Here is a 20,872-nt window from a genome sequence, read left to right as displayed (position 1 = left end):
AAGACGCAGGCTTTGTATCACTTGAGCACGCCGATTTCATTCGGCGAACAACATCTGTCCAATGGAGTGATCCTGTGATCGAAATCCGCTCTCTTCGCGACCTGCTGCGGCTGTTTTTCATCTACCGCCGCGAATTCAAACTGGCAGTGATCACCACGATCGTCGTCGCGGTGCTGGGTGCCTTCCTGCTGCCGGCTCGCTACGAGTCCGACGCGCGCTTGCTGGTCAAGCCGGGGCGGGACAACACCACCTTGCCGATCGAAGCCGCCAACCGCCAGACGCTGATTGCCCCGAGCACCCAGCACGACCCGATTGTCGACGAAGAAAAAATGCTCACGGGCCGGCCCATCGTGCATATCGTTGCCGAGCGCTATATGGCGATGACCTCCGAGCCGCCGCAGGGCTTCTGGAAGGTCACCAAGTTCTACGTCAAGAAGGGCGTTGGCGAAGTCGTCAACGGCGTGCGCAGCGTGCTGCAGTTCGTAGGCCTTGCCGAGAAACAAAGCCCGCTGGAGCGCCTGGCGACCTCGCTGGAGAAGAACTTCAAAGCCGCTCACGAGCCAGGCTCTTCGGTGATCGAGATTTCCTTCACCTGGGACGACCCGGCGGTGGCGCAAAAAGTCGTCGAAGAATGGGTCAACGCCTACCTTGAGGAACGTGCGCGGATTCTCGGGCGCAAGAGCCTGCATACCTTCTATGAAACCGAACGCGCCAAGGTGGCGGAAAATATCCAGAGCCTGAAGGACCAACTGCAAGTCCGTTTGAAGCAGATCGATTCGATCAGTGTCGATGCGCGCCTGAAGAACCTCACCAGCCAGATCGACCGTGTCACCGACGCCAAGGTCAGCGCACAAAACCAGATCTCGGGCATTCGCAGCCTCCTGGCCAACGCCAGCCAGCAGATCAAGAGCCAGCCGGCAGACGTGGTGACGATGCGCGAAACCAGCCTCAACCCCACCCAACTGGACCTCAAGCGCCAGCTCAATGCGCTGCAAGTGGAACGCGCACGCCTGTTGCGCACCTACCTGCCGGGCACGCCGCAGGTCAATCAGATCGAGCAGAATATCCGCGACATCGAAGCCCTCAGCGCTCAGGAAGCCACGCGCCTGGAACGCTCGCAAAACACCGCGCCCAACAGCCTGGTGATCAACATCAAGCAGCAAGTGATCGACGCCCAATTACAAGAGCGCAAACTGGCCGGCGAAATCGAGAACTACGACAAAACCCTTGCCGAGCTGCGCGATCAGCGTGACAAGGCGATGACCGATGAGCCGGAACTCAACAAGCTGAGCCAACAACTGCGCGCCGCCGAAAAAAGCTACGCGTTGTACTCGGACAACCTTGAACAGGCGCGAATCGATCATGAACTGGACAACAGCCAGATCAGCAACATCGCCCTGATCGAACACGCCACCCTGAACCCGTCACGTGTGTTTCCCAAAAGCCTGCTGATTCTGTTGTTCGCCATTCCCGCCGGCGTGGCCGTGGGCTTCTTGACCATTTATGTGCTGTACCTGCTGGACCAACGCATCCACGATGGCACACGCTTGCAGGAGATGTTCCAGGTGCCGTTGTGGAGCAGCATCCCCGACGTGCAAGACGCCACGCCGGCCGCCGTCACCGCCAGCCTCTATCGCTTGTACAGCCTGCTGCCCCTGGAGCGCATCGCCAGTGAAGGCTTTGCCCTGGGCCTGACCTCGGCGCGGCATGGCGAGGGTGTGACGTTTATCATCGAGCAGCTCAAGCGCCTGCTGGAAGAACGTGGCCATCGCGTCTCGGTCGACGGGGCGAACGCGCCCACGGCGGGTGAAGTGCTGTTGCTGGATGCCTCGGCCTTGTCATCCAACCCGCAGGCCTTCCTGACGCTGCGCCGTGCCGACCAGATCGTGCTGGTGATCGAAGCCCGCACCAGTACCGTACCGACCATCGAAAACGCGGTGTCGCTGCTGACCACCGCGTTCGGCAAAGTCGACGGCATGATCCTCAACCGCCGCCGCTTCGAAGTACCGGCCAAGGTCCTGGCGCGGATCAACAGCTGGCGCGGTGCGGCCTGATGCGTATTGCATTGCTGGCACCTCTGCCGCCGGAGCAGACCGGGATCGCCGATTACGCCGCGCATTTGCGCAACGCGTTGATCGAACTGGGCCTTGAAGTGGTGACCCCCCTCGCGGGTTGCCAGGACCTGGCTGAACAGTTGCGGCGCTTGCAAGCCTTTGACTGGCACGGTGTGGATCTGGTCCATGCCGAACTGGGAGGTGGGCGCTTCGGTGAGTTCCAGGCGCTTGACTACCTGCGTCGGGCACAACCACAACTGCCGTTGACCGCTACGGTGCATGACCCGGAGCGCTTGATCTGGCGCCGGGCCAAGCTGTTTTTCCCCTTGACCCTGCTCGAACGCCTGCCCCACCCGTTGCCCCAGGCGGCGGCACTGCTGGCCGACCCGCTGACCTTGCACGAAGAACGACGCCTGGCCAAAGGGATGCGCCGGCTGATCACCCTCACCCACCTGGGAGGCGACTGCCTGCGCCAACGCATGGGCCTGCGTCCGCAGCAAGTGGCGGTGATTGCTCACGGCAACCTACCCATCGCGGCCCAGGACTTGCCGCCACTTGCGCCGTTGCGTCTGTTGTATTTCGGCTTTATCTATCGCGGCAAGGGCATTGAGGACCTGCTCCAGGCCCTGGCCCAGTCACTGGCCACCCACCCGCAATGCCGAGGCCAGGTGCGCCTGACCCTGGCCGGCGGCACCGCCCCGGAAATGACCTTCGACCCGGCCGGCAACTACCTCGACGGCCTGCGCCAACAGATCATCGCGCTGCACCTGGAGGATGTGGTGGACTGGCAGTTGGACCTGCCATCAGCGCAGATCGCCGCTACGATCCAGGCGCACCATGTGATGGTGCTGCCCTACCGCGAATCGAAAAAACTCGGTTTCCTGGGACAGATGCGTGGCACCAGTGGCGCGCTGTCATGGGCCAATGCCTGCGGGCGCGGGGTGATCACCTCCAATGCGCGTGCCTTTGCTGAAGAGGTGGCCGGCGGCAATGGCATCACCTATCAGCAGGGCGATATCGATTCCTTGAGCAACGCCTTAAACCGCTTGATCCTCGACCCGCAGCAGGCCCGGCAATGGGCTACCCGGGCAGCGGAAATCGGCCACCAACGCCAGTGGGCCACCACGGCCCGACGTTTTGCCGAACTATTTCGGGATGCTTGTGAGGAGCCGTTGCGATGAATATTTCATCTGTTCGCCCGATGTGGCGCTATCTGCCGCTGGTGCTGGCAATCGCCGTGGGTGGCGCCCTGCTGTCGAGTGAAAAAGTCGATGCGCAGCCGGTGAACCTGGCCCCGGAGCGCAGTGTGGTATGGAAGGACTTCCTCGGCGTGAACGCGCACTTTCTGTGGTTCACGCCCGAGCAGTACCGCCAGCAGATCACGCAATACAAGAAACTTGGATTGCAATGGGTGCGGGTCGACCTGCACTGGGATCGCCTGGAGCCCACAGAAGACGGTTATCAACTCAGCACCTTCGATGAACTGGAACGCACCCTGAGCGCTGAAAAAATCCGCTCGGTGTTTTACCTGGTGGGCTCGGCGCCCTTTATCACCACCGCCCCCAAGGGCGCAAAGTTCCAGGACCAGTATCGCCCGCGGGACCCCGAAATCTATGCGCTGCGCCTGGCACTCCTGGCCAAGCGCTACCCCAATATTGATGCCTGGCAGGTATGGAACGAGCAGAACCTGCCGAACAACTGGCGCCCCGAAGTCAACGCCAAGGAGTACGGGCAATTGTTATTGGCCAGTCACCAGGCGTTGAATATTGCCGCGCCCGGCAAACTGCAGGTCATGGGCGGCATGGCGTACTACAGCCAAATGCCGCCGCGTGGCAAAACCCTGATGTTCGAAGCGCTCGGCGCGCTGGGCGTGCAAAACCTGGGCATGGTCGCGGCCTATCACCCTTATTCGATGACCCCGGAAACCGATGAACCGGGCAAGAACGAAGTGCTGCTGCGCGGTGATCAACTCAATACCATGCTGCACGGCGCCGGGATCAAGAACGTATGGGCTACCGAGTGGGGCTGGTCCAGCTATGCCGGCCCCAAAGAGATGCAGGACCTGATCGGTATCGACGGGCAGGCCGACTACACCTTGCGCCGTCTGGCGTTGATGGCGTCCCAGGACTATCAGAAGATTTTCCTGTTCGCGCTGTCCGACCTCGACCAACGCGCCTCGCCACGCGACCAGCATTACGGCCTGCTGAACCTGGACGGCGAACCCAAGCCGGTGTACACCGCCCTCGCCCGCTTCCTTGAGATCACCGGTCCCTCTCTTAAACCCGGCACCACGCCACAACTCAAGGACGTGCCGGGCAGTTTCTACAGCGTGGCCTGGACACGGCCTGACGGAAAACACCTGTTGATGTACTGGAGTGCCGAAGGCAGCAGCATCAGCCTGCCGGATATTAAACGCGCAGAACTGCTGGACCCGCTGACCGGAGCCCGGCAAACCCTGAGCGACGACAACGGTATTCGCCCAGTGGTGAAGCCGAGTTTGCAGATACTGGTGTGGTAGCCCAGGGCATGGAGAGCTGTACATGAGAATCCTATGGATTGTGCCCTACCTGCCGTGGCCGACCACCAGCGGCGGCAAGACCCGGCAGTATCATTTGCTGCGCACCTTGAGTGAGCGCGGGCATCGCATCACGCTGCTGGCGCAATCGAAGACACCGGCCGATGACGCGGCGCACGCAGCCCTTGAACCATTGCTCGAGCGACTGATCGTGGTGCCGCGCCGGCCACTGAAACACCCGATGACCCTGCTCGCGGGCGTATTCGCACCGTGGCCGCTGCTGACCACGGTCAATGGCCTGTCGGCACCGTTGCAAGCCCAATTTGCGCAACTGTTGAACGAGCGCTGGGACGTGATTCAAGTGGAACACAGCTACAGCCTGCAACCGTTTCTGCGCACCTTGCAGCAGCGCAAGCGCGAGTTTGTGCTGACCGAGCACAACCTGGAATCAAGCCTGGGCGGCGCCACTTATGACCGTTTCCCCAAGTGGGCCGCGCCGTTCGTGCAGTACGACCAATGGCGCTGCCGACAATGGGAGCGCAAGGCCTTCGATGCCGCCGCCCATGTGATTGCGGTGACCGAGGCGGACGCCCAGGCCATGCGGCCGTTGACTGCAACGCCGGTAAGCGTGGTGGTCAATGGCGTCGACAGCCGTGCCTTCGCCCAGGTCAGTGCCGATGCGCAGAGCCAGCGTTTGTTGTTTGTCGGCAATTACGAATACGCACCGAACCTGGACGCTGTGCAGTGGTTGCTTGAGGAGATATTCCCCCGGGTCTGGCTGCAGTGTCCGAACGCGCGCCTGGCGGTGGCCGGTTACGGCTTGCCCGAACACTGGCGCGACCGTTGGCCGGATGAACGTGTCGAGTGGCTGGGGTTTGTTCCTGATCTGTGCGCTCTGCAACGGCGCTGCGCCGGTTTTGTCGCCGCGTTGCGCCATGGCGGCGGCTCCAAGCTCAAGGTGTTGGAGGCAATGGCCGCCGGCTTGCCGCTGGTCAGCACGGCCCAGGGTGTTTCCGGGTTGGCGGTGCAACCACAGGCGCATTATCTGGCGGGCGAAAGCGCCGAGGCTCTGGCCGACGCCATCGTGCGCCTGCTCGATCAGCCGCTGCTGGCCCGGCAACTGGCCGATGCGGCACGCGAGTATGCGCGGCAGTACCACGACTGGGCGGTGGCCGGTGACGAACTGGAGCACATCTACAACACCTTGATCGACTCTAAGGAATTTCAGCCATGCGCGTAGCCCTGGACTATCGCCCCGCCACGGTTGCGCCCTCGTCGGGCATCGCCCGCCAGGTCCTGGCGCTGGAAGATGCCCTGCGCGCGCGGGACAACACTGAGGTGCTGCTGTTCACTGAGGCGCCCCTGGACCACCCGCAACGCCAGACCGCCATATGCCCACCGTGGGCCAGCCCGCTGGATGGCCTGCAACGGCCGCAGGTACGCTTGCGGTTTGAGCGAAAATTTTTGCCCAGATCCTTGCATGAGCAACAGATCGACCTGCACATCGCCACGGCCAATATGGGCTTGCCGCTGTGCCGCAAACCCGCCGGCACCCGTTATATCCTGGTGCTGCATGACCTGTTTCAGCTGACTCAGCGTAACTTCCATCGCTCCAGGCTCAAGGCCCTGGCCTATCGCTTGATCGACGGTGCCTCGATTGCCTGGTCGGTGTGGCAGGCTGACCGGGTGTGGTGCCCTTCGCAGTTTTCCTGCAACGAAGCCGCCCGCGTATTCCCCTGGGCCCGGGCCAAGTTCCGGGTGTTGAGCAACCTGGTGCCCGAATTGAATGCAGCGCCAGAACCGCTGCCAGACAAACTGCCGGCGCGTTACTGGTTGGTGGTGGGCACACGGGAGCCGCGCAAGAACATGGCATTTTTCCTGCGCCAATGGCAGGCCTGCCGTATGGCGAACCCTGAGGTGCCGGACCTGGTACTGGTGGGCCACGCCAGCGATGTACCGTCCGCCCTTGGCGAACTGCCGGGCCTGCACTGGTGCAGCGGTTTATCCGACGGCCAACTGCAAGCCCTTTACCGTCATACCGACTGCCTATGGCAGCCGTCTTATGCCGAGGGCTTTGGCCTGCCGGTGGTGGAAGCCTTGAGTGTGGGCACGCCGGTGGCGGTGGCACGCGGTTCCGCCCTGGATGAAGTCGCGCCGCCCGGCGCCCCGCGCTTCGACCCACACGATGCCAGGCAATTGCAGAACGTCATGCAGCAAATGGCAACCGCAGGCAACACGGCAGACGCCGAAACGCAGCGCGCCTGGGCCCGGCAATTTGCCGAACCGGCCTATCGCTCGCGCCTGGATACTTTGCTCAAGGAATTGGACCGCTAATGCTGCCAGGAAAATTCATCAGCCTGCTCCTGGGCCTGGTCTTCGGCATTTTGCTGTTGGCCCTGTCGCCGATCAAGACCTTGCTGGTCGTGGCCGGCGCGGGTGTGGCCTTGACCCTGATCCGCTTTCCCCTGTGGGGCTTGCTGATTTTCGCGGTGTTGGCCACCAGCATTCCCTACACCACGTTGGAACTGGGGATCCGCACCACCATCAGCGAAGCGGTGTTGGGGCTGACCTGGGTCGGGGTGTTCTGGCAATCGTTTATCGGCAAGACCCGCGGCTTGATCCTGTGGCGTCCGACCGAGCGCGCGCTGATGTGGCTGATGCTGTTCAGCACTATTCCGTTTATCTGGGGCATGGTCATCATCCATGCCGAAGGCAACGGGCCGGTGAACTGGGTACGCTGGCTGATGAACCTGTCGTTGCTGTTTATCGTGCCGTTGCTGCTGCGCACCGACGCCGACCGCGACAAGGTGGTGGTCGCCCTGCTGCTGGGCAACCTGGCGATGCTGTTGCTGTCGATTTTCATGTTTCTGAAGACGCGCAACGCCATGTCGATGATCGAGGTGCTCACCGACCTCAAGTACGCCCACCCGGAAGCGGTGAAGGATATTTTTTCCGCCAACTACACGCGCATGGCCTCGCCCTGGGTGCACCCGAACCTGACGGGTGGCGTGCTGGTGCTGTTTATCCCCCTGGCGCTGTTCTACGGCTGGACCCGCAGCGGCTGGCGCCGGGCGCTGGGCCTGGCGGTGGCGGTGCTGGGGTGCGCCGGCCTGCTGCTGAGTATTTCCCGTGGCGCCATCGTGGCCCTGGCGCTGGTGCTGATCTGGCTGACCTATAAGCGCGTGCCTAACAGCGGGCGCATCATCGGTATCGGCGTGGCGTTTGGGGTTGCGCTGGTGATGTTCTATCCGCCGTTGCAGGAGCGCTTGCTGACCATCTTCTCGTCCACCAATGCCAGTACCGAAATCCGCTTCGACGAGTACGCAAGATTCCCCGAGGCCATGTCGACATATCCCCTGGGGATCGGCTTCAAGATAGACCCACCCGTACCCGGCACCAACCTGCTGGGCATCTCTAACCTGTGGCTGAACTTCATCTACAAGGTCGGCATTCCTGGGATGCTGTTGTTTATCACCGTCACTGTGTTGTGGTGGCGGGAAGTGCGGCCCCTGGGCCAGGTGCGCAAGGTCACCGCCGACAACGCCCTGTGGCTGGGGTGTATCTGCGGCGTGATGGCAGCGCTGTTGACGGGGATTTTCGACCACTATTTCAGCTTCACCTTTGTACTGATCGCGCTGTTCTGGCTGTTGATGGGCATGAGCCTGCAACAGGTGCGTCTGCGCCCCTCCATTACCGCCCCTGTTGCTGCTATTGCGCCAAAGGATAACCAACCATGAAGCACCGGATGATTCACTCCACCGATTTGCGCGACCGCCTCCCCACACTGGCCGCTGAAATAGGCGTGAGCCTGCCGGACCTGGAAGAGGCGCTGGACTGGTGCCTGGCCAACGACGTGGTGTTTGAAGAGGGCGAAGGCGACAACAAGCGCTTCTGGATAAACTCCATCGACCTGGAACCCGCCCTTGAGCACCCGGTGGCCCGCCTTTTGTTCCGTCGTATGAAACAGGACCTGCCGGGCAAGCTACTTCCGCGCTATGGCAAAAACTGGGCAACTATCAAGGATCGCTGGCGCAACGCCTGGGACATGGCCTACAACATTTTGATCAACAAGATCCCCAGCCACCATGTGCGCATTGCCTGGCTGCGCCTGGGCGGCGCGAAGATCGGCAAGGGCACAAGCTTGTGGCGTAACACCGAAGTGTTGGGCATCCACAACTTGAGAGTCGGTGACGATACGGTGATCGCCTGGCATTGCCAGGTGGACGCCCGCGCCGGGCTGGTGATCGGCAACCACGTGGCGATCGCCTCCCACGTGCTGATCATCGCCGGCAGTCATGACTTGCAGGCTCCGGAGTTCTGGTCGATTTCCGGGCCGATCTACATCGACGACTATGTGTGGATCGGCAGCCGGGCGTTGATCGGCTACGGCACGCACCTGGGGCATGGCTCGGTGATCAGCGCCAATACCGTGGTGGCCAAGGCTGTGGCCCCTTACAAAATCATTGGCGGTTCCGGGGCCAAAATCATGGGCGAACGCTGCCATGATCTGAACTATAAGGTGGGTGGCAAGGGCCTGTTCACCCTGTTCCACTGATGTTCGGCAGCACGCTCTGGCTGACCGTCGCGACCCTCGCCGGGCTGGTCGCCGGTTTTGCCCGCGAATGGCTGCTGGTGGCGGCCTGGGGCGCGGGCAGTCGCAGCGACGGGTTTCTGGTGGCGGTGTTTTTGCCCGAAGCGTTGCGCATGACCCTGGCCGCCGGCTTGCTTGCGGCGGCTGCCCTGCCCCTTTATCAACAACGCGACCCACAACGCCAGCAAGCCTGGCTGGCCAGTCTTTCCCCACGCCTGCTGGGCGTGGGCCTGGCCCTGTTTGCCGTACTGGCGCTGGGCGCGCCGCTGTGGGTGCGCCTGATCGGCCCCGGCCTGGACGCCGAGGCCCATGCCGAAGCCGCCGCTAACTTGCGTTGGCTGGCGGCCTGTGCGCCGGGCCTGGTGATGCATGGGTTGTTCAGTATTCCCTTGCAGGCACGCCAACGTTTTGTGCTGCCGGGCCTGGGCTCTTTACTGTTCAATCTGCCACCGGTGCTGTACCTGTTTATCCGTGGCAGCGCAAGCGACAGCGGCGAACTGGCCATGAGCTTTTTTGCCGGCAGTGTGTTGATGTGCCTGCCGCTGCTGGCGCCGGTCTGGTCTTTCGGCTGGCGACCGTGGCAAGTCACTGGCGACAAGCTGGCGGGCCGCGAACTGTTGGGGCGCATCGGGCCATTGTTGGCCAGCAATGTCGCCAGCCAGGGGCTGGCGCTGCTCGAACGCTTGATCGCCAGTTACCTGGGAGAAGGTGCCGTTACGTGGGTCAACCTTGCCCGCAAGTTGATCAACCTGCCATTGATCGCCCTGATGAGCCTCAACCAGGTGCTGCTGGGCATGATGAGCGGCGAACAAGGCCAACAGCGCCTGGCCCTGCTGCGTCGCGGCCTGGATGCTGCGACCCTGCTCAGCCTGCCGGCCGCCCTCGGACTGATCGGCGCCAGCCCGGTGCTGATTCATCTGCTGATGCCCACCCAAAGCGCCGACGGCCCACTGCCGGCGCTGCTGGCCTGGTTCGCGACGCCACTGGTGTTCGGCGCCTGGAACGCCATGCTCGCCCGCTATGCCTATGCCAGCGGCGACACGCGCCTGCCCTTGCGCTGCGAATTGCTGGGCAGCGGGGTCAACGCTTTGCTGTTGGTGCTGCTGCCGTACTTTCTGGGTTTACCGGGTATCGCCTTGGCGGCATTGGGCGGGGTTATCGTCACCAACCTGCTGCTGATGCAACGCCAACAATTGCTTGGCCAACTGGGCTGGCCGCTGCAATGGGGGCTGAGTGCGGTATTACTGGGTTTTGCAGCCGTCATCTTGCATCCACTGCAAAACGATGGCTGGCAACTGGGCTTGAGTACCGTGACGGCAGCCCTGGTATTGGGAGGGTTGGCTGGGTGGTTCAAGCCGTGGAAACAGTAAACTGGAACCACCACCGCAACGGCCTGCGCAGGAGCTGGTAAGCCAGCTCCTGCACGGACTCAGTCATCCAGCTGTTGAGGCGCAGCCGGCTTGGCTGCCTTACCCGCTTTGGTAGCGTTCTTGCCAGGCGCAGGCGCAGGTTCTGGCACAACCGGAGCAGCCGCTTCTTTCTCGGCCATCGGCATCTGGTCGATGGTGCTGAAGAACACCTTCAGGTCGAGGGGATCCGGCGGTACGGTCTTCTCCAGTTTCTTCTCGCCATCCTTGCCGATCAGGATCACCTTTGTACCGCTGCCGGCGCCGAGCTTGAGGGCACGGATCAGCGCGTTGGTTTCAGGTGGCGTGAGCTTCTTGTTGTCCTTGGGGTCCTTGGCGAATTTTTCGCCTTCAGCACCGATGCTGCCGAACTTCACGGTGTAGAACACCATGCTGCGCTCTTCAAAGGACTGCTTGGTAGCAGGCTCATCCAATTGTTTCTTGAGGGTCGCCAGGGTGTCGTTGCCGGAATCGAGCTCCACCACCACCAGCGGCCGAGCCTTGCCCAAGTCCTGCTTGAGCGGGTTGATATCATCAGCGGCCAACAGCGGCCCCGTAAAAGCCATCAAGGTAGCCAGGGTCAGCGACCGGATGAGCATGCGCACCTCCTTTGAATTCCATGCAGGGTTCTTGAGTTTCATGTCTGCGACAGTCAATTTCAAGGATGATTCCTACACCTCGTTAAGAAGCGTAGGTCAGTAAGCCTGCCACGCAAGGGCTCGAATGGGGTTATCCGTCATTGTTTCTTCAGATTGCGGAACCATTACGAGGCGTTCTATTGCGGCCAATGCCGCGCAAATACCGGCGCCACCACCGGGTCGGCATCCACTCGCGCCAGCGTTTGGGCAAAGCCTGGCGCGAGGTTGTTCAACACCTCCCGCGCCGCGTCCCAACGCGACACCGCGGCCGCCATAATGCCCAGCGCGTTCGGCACATTGCCGGGGGCGAACAACTGGTCGGCAAACTGCTCGGCAAACACCACCCAGGCCTGGTGCAGGTAACGGCGCGTGCCGCTGATCAATTGCGCCTGTGCGGCGTCATCCACATTACCGAGCCAGCGTTGCGGGTAGTCGATGATGCCGACCGCCGAATAGCAATTGGCGGCGATGTATACCAGCCCGCGCAGGATCTGCGCACGGTTGCCGGCGAGCAGCTCGGAGGCGGGAAACTCCAGGCCCAGGTGGATCAGGATCGCGGCGCTTTCGGTCAGCACCTGGCCCTCGGGCGTCACCAACGTGGGAATTTGTTTGAGTGGGTTGATGCGGGCCAGGGCGTCGATGCGCCGCCATGCCACCGCGCAACGCTGCAGGGCGATTTCGATCATGCAGGAGCCGGATTCGTCGATGCCGTAGAGCGTGTACATGGGGGTTGTCTCCTTATCGCTGCAGTTTGGCCTGCAAGCTGGCCTTCACCTGCAGCCATTCCGAATCGATGATGCTGAACCGCACCGAATTGCGCTTGCGCCCATCGGGCATGATGCGCTCGTGGCGCACAATGCCCTCTTGCACGGCGCCAAGGCGCAGGATCGCGGCACGGGATTTTTCGTTGAGTTCATCGGTAGTGAACTGCACCCGCACACAGTCGAGCACTTCAAAAGCGTAGGTCAGCAGCAAGAGCTTGGCTTCGGTGTTGATGCCGGTTTTTTGCGTGGACTCGGCCAGCCAGGTGTGACCGATTTCCAGCTTGCGATTGGCCCGATCGACCTTCCAGAACCGCGTGCTGCCCACCACCTGGCCAGTGCCGGCGCGCACCAGGGTGAAGGGGATCACGCTGCCCGCGTCGCGGCCGGCCAAGGCCGTGTCGATGTAGGTGTCGATGGTGTCCGGACCTGGCACGTTGGTGACCTTGAGGTTCCACAATTGGCCGTCGGCGGCCGCTTCAAGCAAGGCGGTTTTGTGTTCGCGTTGCAGGGGCTGGAGTTCGACCGTGCTGCCGGTCAACGTGATCTGAGTCATGGAAGCTGCGCCGTCTGAGAGTGGTCGTCAGCGGCCAAGAGTGCAGGCTCGCCCCACGTACAGGCAAGCGTTTTAAAACAAGCCCATTTGCCCGCCGACCAGCGTGCCGAAATCATCATTTACGAACGGCAGGATCGCATCGGCCACCGGCTGCAATTGCCGGGTGACGTAGTGGTCGTAGTCGATCGGCGCCTGGCGTACTTCCAGCGGCTGCGGGCCGTTGACCGTGATCACATAGCTGATCCAGCCGCCGCGCTGATACTGGCGCGGGCGCCCCAGACGGTCGTTATATTCATCCGCCAGGCGTGCGGCGCGCACATGCGGCGGCACGTTGCGCTCGTAATCGTCGAGTGGGCGGCGCAGGCGTTTGCGGTAGATCAACAGGTCGTCGAGTTCGCCGCTCAAGGTACGCCGCACATAGTCGCGCACATAGTCCTGATGGGGCTGGCGATGGAAGATGCGCTGATAGAGTTCCTGCTGGAATTGCCGGGCCAGCGGCGACCAGTCGCTGCGCACGGTTTCCAGGCCTTTGTAGACCATTTCTTCGCTGCCGTCGGCGCGTACAACCAAGCCGGCGTAGCGCTTTTTGCTGCCCTCCTCGGCGCCGCGGATGGTCGGCATGAGGAAGCGGCTGAAGTGGGTTTCGTATTGCAGTTCCAGGGCGCTTTGCAGGCCGAATTCGTTGTGCAGATGCGCGCGCCACCACTCGTTGACGTGCTGCACCAGTTCCCGACCGATGCGGCTGGCGTCCTCCGCAGCATGCGCGCTGCCGAGCCAGACGAAGGTGGAGTCGGTGTCGCCGTAGATCACATCATAACCCTTGGCTTCGACCAGCTCGCGGGTCTGGCGCATGATCTGGTGCCCACGCATCGTGATCGAGGACGCCAGCCGCGTGTCGAAGAAGCGGCAACCGCTGGAGCCAAGCACGCCGTAAAACGCGTTCATGATGATTTTAAGGGCTTGGGACAACGGCGCGTTGTGTTCACGCTTGGCCACTTCGCGGCCTTCGGAAACCCGCGCGACAATCGAGGGCAGGCAATGCCGGGTGCGGGAAAAACGCGCACCGCGAAAGCCCTCTACCGATTCGCTGTCCTCGGGATATTTGAGGCCTTCGATCAGGCCTACCGGGTCGATGAGAAAACTGCGGATGATCGACGGGTAAAGGCTTTTGTAATCGAGCACCAGCACCGACTCGTAGAGGCCCGAACGCGAGTCCATCACGAACCCGCCGGGGCTGGCCTGGGGCGGTTTGTCGCCCAGGTTCGGCGCGACGAAGCCCTGGCGGTGCATCAGCGGCATATACAGGTGCGTGAACGCCGCCACGGAGCCGCCATTACGGTCGGCCGGCAGCCCGGTGACGCTGGCGCGTTCGAGCAGGAACTTGAGCAGTTCGGTCTTGGCGAAAATCCGCGTGACCAGCTCGCAGTCCTTGAGGTTGTAGCGCGCCAATGCGGGCTTGTCCTCGGCGAACATGCGGTTGATTTCGTCCATGCGCTGGTACGGCGTGGAGATGTCCTTGCCTTCGCCGAGCAGGGTTTGCGCGACGTTTTCCAGGCTGAAGGATTCGAAACTCCAGGTGGCCGAACGCAAGGCTTCGATGCCATCGATGATCAGCCGCCCGGCGGCAGCGGCGAAGTAGTGGTTGCGGCTGCCATGTTCACGCCAGGCCATCGCCTCGCCGCCACGCCCGAGCAACAGCGGCACGTTGAGGCGCTGGGCGTGTTCGTGGAGCACGCGCAGGTCGAACTGCACCAGGTTCCAGCCGATGATGGCATCGGGGTCGTGGGTAGCCAGCCATTGGTTGAGGCACTCGAGCAGTTGGGCGCGGGTATCGCAGTAGTCGAGTTTGAAGTCCACCGCATCGGCTTTGTTTGGCGGGCCGAGCATGTACACCTGGCGCTCGCCGCAGCCTTCCAGGGCAATGGAATACAGGTCGCCTTGGGCGGTGGTCTCGATGTCCAGGGACACCAGTTTGAGCGGCGGGCGATAGTCCGGCGCGGGTTTCATCTGCGCCTCAAGCAAGGTGCCGCTGGCATCCGGTGTGCCGCCGAACCACACGGGCGCGGTGATGAAGCGTTCCATCATGTAACGCTCGGGCGGGCGCACGTCGGCTTCGTAGACGTCGACACCGGCGGCGCGCAGGCGCTTTTCCAGGTCCATCAACTGGCGGTGCTGGCGGGTGTAGAGACCAAGGACAGGGCGATGATGGAAGTCGCACAATTGCAACGGGCGCAGTTCAATCTCGCGCTCGCCCTTGAGCAACCAGTCGAGCGGCTTGCGATGGGCTTGCGGAATAAACATCACCGAGGTTTGCACGGGTAGGCGCACGCACCGTGGGCCTTGGTCGGTGGCCAGCCAGAAACTCACCTCCGTGCCCGCCGCCGTGTCGCGCCAATGCCGGGTCAGGACAAAACCCTGCTGTAAATCCACCGTACCGCACCTCAGGAATCGCTTTCAGGGCGTGATTCTACTCGGCATCCGGGCAAACGCGATGGGCGATGGCATTTACCTTTGCGTTTGTACTCAGCGCCTGGTCCATCGCCCTTGCCCAGGCGCCCGAAGACGCGCCTGCCGCCCACACCTTTGCCGCCGCTGGTCGGCAGCTCGCGCCTGCGCGGACAACGATTTCACAAACTGGTTGCGAAATATTAATGACAATTACTATCATTCGCGCCGGAGTCGTATCCGCGCAGTGAGGAAGCGCAACGTTGTTGCCCTTTTCCTCACATTGACGGTTCGCCGTCCGGATCGACCATGCCCACCTGCAACCAAATTTCTGTACCGTTTCGCCCTGCCCTGCTTGCCCTTTGCTGCTCACTGAGCCTTGCCGCTCACGCGGCAGCCCCAGAAACTAACAACCGTCCAGACGGCAACACACTGGAATTGGGTGCAACCAACATCAGCGCCGACGCACCTGCACCGAATGCATTGCCGCCGGTTTACGCTGGCGGCCAGGTCGCGCGCGGCGGTCAGCTAGGCGTGCTGGGCAACCAGGACATCATGGACGCGCCGTTCAGCATGTCCTCCTACACCGAGAAGTTGATCCGCGAGCAGCATGCGCAAACCGTCGGCGATGTGTTGCTCAATGACTCGTCCGTGCGCCAGGCATCGGGCTATGCGAACCAGGCTCAAGCCTTTGTGATTCGTGGCCTGCCGCTCAACGGCGACGATATTTCGTTCAACGGTTTGTACGGCATCCTGCCGCGCCAGATCATGTCCACCGACGCCCTGGAACGGGTTGAAGTGTTCAAAGGCCCCAACGCCTTTATCAACGGCGTCACACCCAGCGGCTCCGGCATCGGCGGCGGCGTTAACCTGCAACCCAAGCGCGCTGATGATGTGCCTTTGCGCCGTTTGAGCACCGACATCAGCAGTGACGGCCGGGTGGGTGAACACCTGGACATCGGCCAGCGCTTCGGCGAAGACAACCGTTTTGGCGCGCGGGTGAATATTTCCCAGCGCGAAGGCGACACCGCCATCGACGACGAAAGCCAGCGTTCGAAGCTGTTTTCGGTCAGCCTGGACTATCGCGGCGATGCCCTGCGGGTGTCAGGCGACTTTGTTTATCAGAAGCAGCAGGTCAATGGCGGACGCAACACGGTGTTGCTTGGCAGCGGGCTGACCCATATCCCGAATGCGCCGTCGGCCGACACCAACTACGCGCCGAACTGGGGCACCACCAGCCTGGAAGACACCTTCGGCATGTTGCGCGGCGAGTATGACCTCAACGATAACTGGACCGCCTACATCGCCGGGGGCGCCAAGCACACCAACGAGCTGGGCCGCTATTCGTCGGTGACCCTGAGGGACACACTAGGCAATGCCACAGTCAGCGGCTCGAACATTGCGCATCAGGAAGACAACACCAGCCTGATGGCCGGCCTGAACGGCAAGTTCCAGACCGGTGCTGTCAGCCACAAATTGAACCTCGGCTTGACCGGCATCTGGACTCAGACCCGCAACGCCTTTGACTTTGCCTCCGGCAGCCAGCCGACCAATATTTACAGCCCGGCCGATGTGACCGCTCCAGCCAAAGGCGGCTTCACCTCCGGCAGCGACCTGAACGACCCCGGCATCACCGCCAAGACCTTCGCCCGCAGCGCGGCGGTGTCGGACACCTTCGGCTTTATGGATGACCGTTTGCTGTTCACCGCCGGACTGCGCCGCCAGGAGCTGGTGGTTCAGGGCTACGCCTACGGTACCGGCACACGCACCGCCAACTACGCCAAGGGCATCACCACGCCGGTGTATGGCCTGGTGTTCAAGCCATGGGAGCATGTGTCTCTCTACGCCAACCACATCGAAGGCCTGGCGTCAGGGCCGACGGCTCCCTCCACCTTCAGCAGCGCCATCGTAACCAACGCCAACCAGACCTTTGCACCCGCGCGTTCGAAACAGACCGAGGCTGGCGTCAAGCTCGACATGGGCACCTACGGCGCAACGCTGGGTGTGTACCGAATCGAACAGCCGACCCAGGGTTTTTCCCAACTGAATGCGGACGGCACCGCGACCTTTGTCTTCGAAGGCGAGCAAGTCAACAAAGGTGTAGAGCTGAACGTCTTCGGCGAACCCGTCAGCGGCTTGCGCCTGCTGGGCGGCGCGACCATCATCCACACCGAAGTCAACGGCACGGCAAACGGCGCCAACGACGGCAACCGCGCCATTGGCGTGCCGTCCTTCCAACTTAATGCCGGCGTGGATTGGGATGTGCCGGGTCTGCAAGGCGTGAGCGTCAACGGCCGTATGCTGCGTACCGGCGGCCAGTACGCCGATGCGGCGAACAACCTCAGCCTGCCGGCATGGAATCGCTTCGATGTGGGCGCCCGCTACAACTTCAAGGTGGCCCAGCGCGATGTGAGCCTGGGTGCCACGGTGGAGAACGTGGCGAATACCAAGTACTGGGAATCGGCGCTGGGCGGTTATCTGACCCAAGGTGATCCGCGGGTCGCCAAGTTCTCGGCGACGGTGGATTTCTAAACGCGTTGTAACCACATGAGTCAGCGGATTTGCGCATCGCTGGCTCAGGCGCGGTGGGCCTGGTTCAGATAATTTTCGATGTTACCCATTTGCTCGTCCCAGCCTCGGGAATTCATCCTGAAGGCTTTTTGGCGACGGGGTTCGGGCACTGCGTCAAAACCGGATTCGACCACCCGCAGCAGGATGCCCGGCGCGCGGTCTTCGAGGGTGAACTCTACCAGGGTCGGAGTTTCGTGGTCGTAGTCGACGCCCTTCTCGACAGCGTAAGGGTGCCATCTGAATGAGAACAGGGTTTGGGGCAGGATGCGCACGATTTCGGCCTTCCACACCACATGTTCATAGCCTGGGTAGGTGATCGGCGCCTCGATGTTTTTTCCAGCGGTAAAGGTTTTACCCTTGAGGGCGATGCCAAACCACTCGCCAAATTGCTCGGCTTTGGTGAGCGCTTCCCAGATCTGCTTGCGCGGTACGTTGAGCAGGACTTTTCGTTCGATGCGATCTAACACGTGCATAAGTCACCTCCTCCATTGAAAGTAGGCGACAACAAACAATGCGCAACCTCAGGTTGTAAGCAATGATGATTGTCCCCGTCCTTAATCAGGCAATACGTGTATGACTGACCCGCTGAATGGAAGTTGCTTCTGCAAAGCCGTGCGCTATCAAATCGACAGCTTGGACATGCCCATCAGCCACTGCCATTGCGACAGTTGCCGCAAGGTGCACGCAGCCGCATTCGTGGCCACCGCCGGAGTGATGCGCGAGCACTTTCGCTGGATGCAGGGTGAGGCGCTGCTGTCGTCGTTTGAATCTTCACCGGGCAAGCTCAGGCATTTCTGTTCGCGCTGCGGGTCACACCTGATGGCTGAGCGTGGGCATCAGCCCCATGTGATTGTGCGGGTGGCGACACTGGATGATGACCCTGGCGTGCGGCCCACCTCGCACATCTGGACGGCCCATGATGTGCCCTGGCTTGCTTACGCAGGCGTAGAGCACTGGGATGAGTGGAAGGTTTGACTAGACGTGCGGGTCACCGGGCGCCTTGGCCGGCGTCGCATATTGCGGCTTGAGATGGCCTTCCTGGTCAAGCAGCCAGGCGTCCATGATCTGCCGCACCACCGGGCCCGCCACGCGGCCACCGGCCTCGCCGTTTTCGATCATCACCGAGATCACGATTTTCGGATGTTCGGCCGGCGCAAAACCGACGAACAAGGCGTTGTCGCGATGCCGTTCCAGCGTCTTGTTGCGGTCATAGCGCTCACCCTGCTTGATCGCCACCACCTGCGCAGTACCACTCTTGCCGGCGATCCGGTACTGAGCACCGGCCGCTGCTGCACGGGCGATACCGCGAGGGTCATGCATCACCAGCTGCATGCCGTGGTTGACCTGCTCCCAATCACGCGGATCCTTGAGCACTACGTTAGGCATTGGGTTCTCGTCCACCGGCGGCACGCCATTGATAGTCTTGGCCAAGTGCGGACGGTTCCACACACCTTTGTTGGCGATCAACGCGGTGGCCTGGGCCAACTGCAATGGCGTGACCTGCATATAGCCCTGGCCAATGCCGAGGATCACGGTTTCGCCCGGGAACCAGGGCTGGCGACGGGTTGCACGCTTCCAGGCCTGGGAAGGCATCAGGCCAGCTGATTCTTCGAACATGTCGAGAGAGACTTTCTGCCCGAGGCCGAACTCGGCCAGGTAGTCGTGCAGGCGATCAATACCCAGCTTGTGGGCCAAGTCGTAAAAGTAGGTGTCGTTGGAGCGCATGATCGCCGCATCCATGTCCACCCAGCCGTCACCGCTGTGGTTCCAGTTGCGGTATTTGTGGTCAAAATCGGGCAGTTGGTAGTAGCCTGGGTCGAACACCCGGGTTTGCGCGGTCACCACACCACTGTCGAGACCGGCGATGGCCACTTCCGGCTTGATGGTCGAGCCAGGCGCGTAAAGCCCGCGTAGCACGCGGTTAAACAGCGGTCGGTCGATAGAGTCGTGCAGCGCGGCATATTCCTTGAAACTGATGCCGGTGACGAACAGATTCGGGTCAAAGCTCGGCTTACTCACCATGGCCAGCACTTCGCCGGTCTGCGGGTCGAGGGCCACCACCGAACCACGGCGATCGCCCAAGGCCTCTTCCGCGGCTTCCTGGAGCTTGACGTCGAGGCTCAGCACGATGTTTTTGCCGGGGATCGGGTCGGTATGCTTGAGCACGCGCAACACGCGGCCCTGGGCATTGGTCTCGACCTCTTCATAGCCGACATGGCCGTGCAGCTCGGACTCGTAGAAACGCTCGATACCGGTCTTGCCGATGGACTGGGTACCGCGGTATTCCACCGAGTCGAGGGCCTTGGATTCTTTCTCGTTGATTCGGCCAACGTAGCCAATCGAGTGGGCAAAATGCGCGCCCAACGGGTAATGCCGCACAAACTGAGGTTCAACATCGACGCCCGGCAAGCGGAACTCGTTAACGGCCAGCAAGGCAATCTGCTCTTCGGTCAATTCGTAGAACAGCGTTACCGGCACAAAAGGATGGCGGGCTTGTTTCAATGCCTTGTCGAATACCGCTCGGTCTTCCGCGGGTAAGTGCAACAGGCTGACGATAGCGTCCAGCTCGCCCTTGAGGTCGGTGGTGCGCTCGCGAGTGATGGTCAGGTTGTAGCTGGGACGGTTGTCGGCCAGCACCACGCCGTTGCGGTCATAAATCAGCCCGCGCGTCGGCGTGATCGGCAGTACGTGGACCCGGTTGTTCTCGGAAATCGTCGAGTGATAGTCGTACTGCACCACCTGCAGGAAATACATGCGCCCGACCAGGGCGCAGGTAATACCAATCACCAAGAGTGCGCAGGCGAGCAAGCGCTTGTTGACCAGGCGGTTTTCTTTTTCGTGATCCTTGATCGGTATCGGTTCAGGCATTTCTACAGCATCTCGTTGAAGAAGTTCGACGCCGCGTCCTGCGGTTGAAAGATCAATCCTTGTGAAAATGTGCTGCACCATACCAAAAATGCAGAAACACTTTGCATCGATTTCCCCAACGGCATGCTGTTTTGTCAGACACGGACCGATTTGGGCTGCAAAAGGCCTTAATCACGCAAGTGCGATCAATCACATGACCTTCCAGCTTTGTGCAGGGCGCGTGTGAGAATGGCGATCGGGATGATGCCGATTGAGCTGATCAAGGCGTAGAGGTTTTGAAGTTGGCGCTTTTCGAGCGCCCAAAACAAAACCCCTGATTGCGTTAGCAATCAGGGGTTTTGGAATTTAATCTTGACGATGACCTACTCTCACATGGGGAAACCCCACACTACCATCGGCGATGCATCGTTTCACTACTGAGTTCGGGATGGGATCAGGTGGTTCCAATGCTCTATGGTCGTCAAGAA

At 61.5% G+C, this 20,872-nt stretch carries 16 protein-coding genes and 1 rRNA gene; 10 read left to right on the top strand and 7 right to left on the bottom strand.

Annotation, left to right across the window (positions count from 1 at the left end; translation table 11 throughout):
• Positions 1-74 precede the first annotated feature (74 nt).
• The 8 genes from HBO23_RS29460 to HBO23_RS29425 are packed head-to-tail and all read left to right on the top strand — an operon-like array spanning position 75 to position 10,530.
• Positions 75-2,054, top strand: coding sequence for an exopolysaccharide transport family protein (locus HBO23_RS29460; protein WP_169987008.1), 1,980 nt, complete (start codon positions 75-77; stop codon positions 2,052-2,054).
• Positions 2,054-3,235, top strand: coding sequence for a glycosyltransferase (locus HBO23_RS29455; protein WP_017135336.1), 1,182 nt, complete (start codon positions 2,054-2,056; stop codon positions 3,233-3,235). Before HBO23_RS29460 ends, HBO23_RS29455 begins: the two co-directional genes overlap by 1 nt.
• Positions 3,232-4,572 (top strand): beta-xylosidase, encoded by a 1,341-nt coding sequence (locus HBO23_RS29450; RefSeq protein ID WP_170040660.1) that lies wholly within the window; start codon positions 3,232-3,234, stop codon positions 4,570-4,572. Before HBO23_RS29455 ends, HBO23_RS29450 begins: the two co-directional genes overlap by 4 nt.
• Before the next feature lie 22 nt (positions 4,573-4,594).
• On the top strand, positions 4,595-5,809 hold the full coding sequence (locus HBO23_RS29445; RefSeq protein WP_017135338.1) for a glycosyltransferase family 4 protein: 1,215 nt from the start codon (positions 4,595-4,597) through the stop codon (positions 5,807-5,809).
• A complete protein-coding gene (locus tag HBO23_RS29440) occupies positions 5,800-6,903 on the top strand; it encodes a glycosyltransferase family 1 protein (RefSeq protein ID WP_170040659.1) in 1,104 nt (367 codons plus the stop codon). Before HBO23_RS29445 ends, HBO23_RS29440 begins: the two co-directional genes overlap by 10 nt.
• The gene (locus HBO23_RS29435) at positions 6,903-8,306 is read left to right on the top strand and encodes an O-antigen ligase family protein (RefSeq protein WP_017135340.1); all 1,404 of its coding nucleotides are present in this window, start codon (positions 6,903-6,905) and stop codon (positions 8,304-8,306) included. The genes HBO23_RS29440 and HBO23_RS29435 overlap by 1 nt, the downstream gene beginning before the upstream one ends.
• On the top strand, positions 8,303-9,124 hold the full coding sequence (locus HBO23_RS29430; RefSeq protein WP_017135341.1) for an acyltransferase: 822 nt from the start codon (positions 8,303-8,305) through the stop codon (positions 9,122-9,124). The genes HBO23_RS29435 and HBO23_RS29430 overlap by 4 nt, the downstream gene beginning before the upstream one ends.
• The gene (locus HBO23_RS29425) at positions 9,124-10,530 is read left to right on the top strand and encodes a lipid II flippase MurJ (RefSeq protein ID WP_017135342.1); all 1,407 of its coding nucleotides are present in this window, start codon (positions 9,124-9,126) and stop codon (positions 10,528-10,530) included. The genes HBO23_RS29430 and HBO23_RS29425 overlap by 1 nt, the downstream gene beginning before the upstream one ends.
• A gap of 59 nt (positions 10,531-10,589) precedes the next feature.
• Here HBO23_RS29425 and HBO23_RS29420 read toward each other — a convergent pair whose 3' ends face one another.
• From HBO23_RS29420 to HBO23_RS29405, 4 genes are all read right to left on the bottom strand, one after another.
• Positions 10,590-11,165, bottom strand: a complete 576-nt coding sequence (locus HBO23_RS29420; protein WP_017135343.1) for a DUF4174 domain-containing protein — start codon at positions 11,163-11,165, stop codon at positions 10,590-10,592.
• A 176-nt stretch (positions 11,166-11,341) separates the two neighbouring features.
• Entirely contained in the window at positions 11,342-11,929 is a 588-nt protein-coding gene (locus HBO23_RS29415; RefSeq protein WP_170040658.1) for a glutathione S-transferase N-terminal domain-containing protein, read from the bottom strand.
• 13 nt (positions 11,930-11,942) lie between these two features.
• The gene (locus tag HBO23_RS29410; RefSeq protein ID WP_099550095.1) at positions 11,943-12,521 is read right to left on the bottom strand and encodes a GNAT family protein; all 579 of its coding nucleotides are present in this window, start codon (positions 12,519-12,521) and stop codon (positions 11,943-11,945) included.
• A gap of 72 nt (positions 12,522-12,593) precedes the next feature.
• On the bottom strand, positions 12,594-14,951 hold the full coding sequence (locus tag HBO23_RS29405; protein WP_170040657.1) for a DNA polymerase II: 2,358 nt from the start codon (positions 14,949-14,951) through the stop codon (positions 12,594-12,596).
• Between the two features lie 324 nt (positions 14,952-15,275).
• Between HBO23_RS29405 and HBO23_RS29400 the strand changes: the two genes are divergently transcribed.
• Complete coding sequence (locus tag HBO23_RS29400) at positions 15,276-17,498, top strand: TonB-dependent siderophore receptor (RefSeq protein ID WP_170040656.1); 2,223 nt, start codon at positions 15,276-15,278, stop codon at positions 17,496-17,498.
• Positions 17,499-17,542: 44 nt separating this feature from the next.
• Here HBO23_RS29400 and HBO23_RS29395 read toward each other — a convergent pair whose 3' ends face one another.
• Positions 17,543-18,010 (bottom strand): SRPBCC family protein, encoded by a 468-nt coding sequence (locus HBO23_RS29395; protein WP_170040655.1) that lies wholly within the window; start codon positions 18,008-18,010, stop codon positions 17,543-17,545.
• A gap of 100 nt (positions 18,011-18,110) precedes the next feature.
• Between HBO23_RS29395 and HBO23_RS29390 the strand changes: the two genes are divergently transcribed.
• Positions 18,111-18,512 (top strand): GFA family protein, encoded by a 402-nt coding sequence (locus HBO23_RS29390; RefSeq protein ID WP_017135350.1) that lies wholly within the window; start codon positions 18,111-18,113, stop codon positions 18,510-18,512.
• Here the strand turns inward: HBO23_RS29390 and mrdA are convergent, their stop codons facing one another.
• Positions 18,513-20,405, bottom strand: a complete 1,893-nt coding sequence (gene mrdA, locus HBO23_RS29385; protein ID WP_099550099.1) for a penicillin-binding protein 2 — start codon at positions 20,403-20,405, stop codon at positions 18,513-18,515.
• Between the two features lie 349 nt (positions 20,406-20,754).
• Positions 20,755-20,870: ribosomal RNA gene (gene rrf, locus HBO23_RS29380) — 5S ribosomal RNA — on the bottom strand.
• Positions 20,871-20,872 lie beyond the last annotated feature (2 nt).

The sequence above is a fragment of the Pseudomonas sp. WS 5532 genome (assembly GCF_012985445.1).
Taxonomy (GTDB): Bacteria; Pseudomonadota; Gammaproteobacteria; order Pseudomonadales; family Pseudomonadaceae; genus Aquipseudomonas; species Aquipseudomonas edaphica.
The sequence above is the reverse complement of the archived record's forward strand: the minus strand, read 5'-3'. Positions and strand labels throughout refer to the sequence as shown.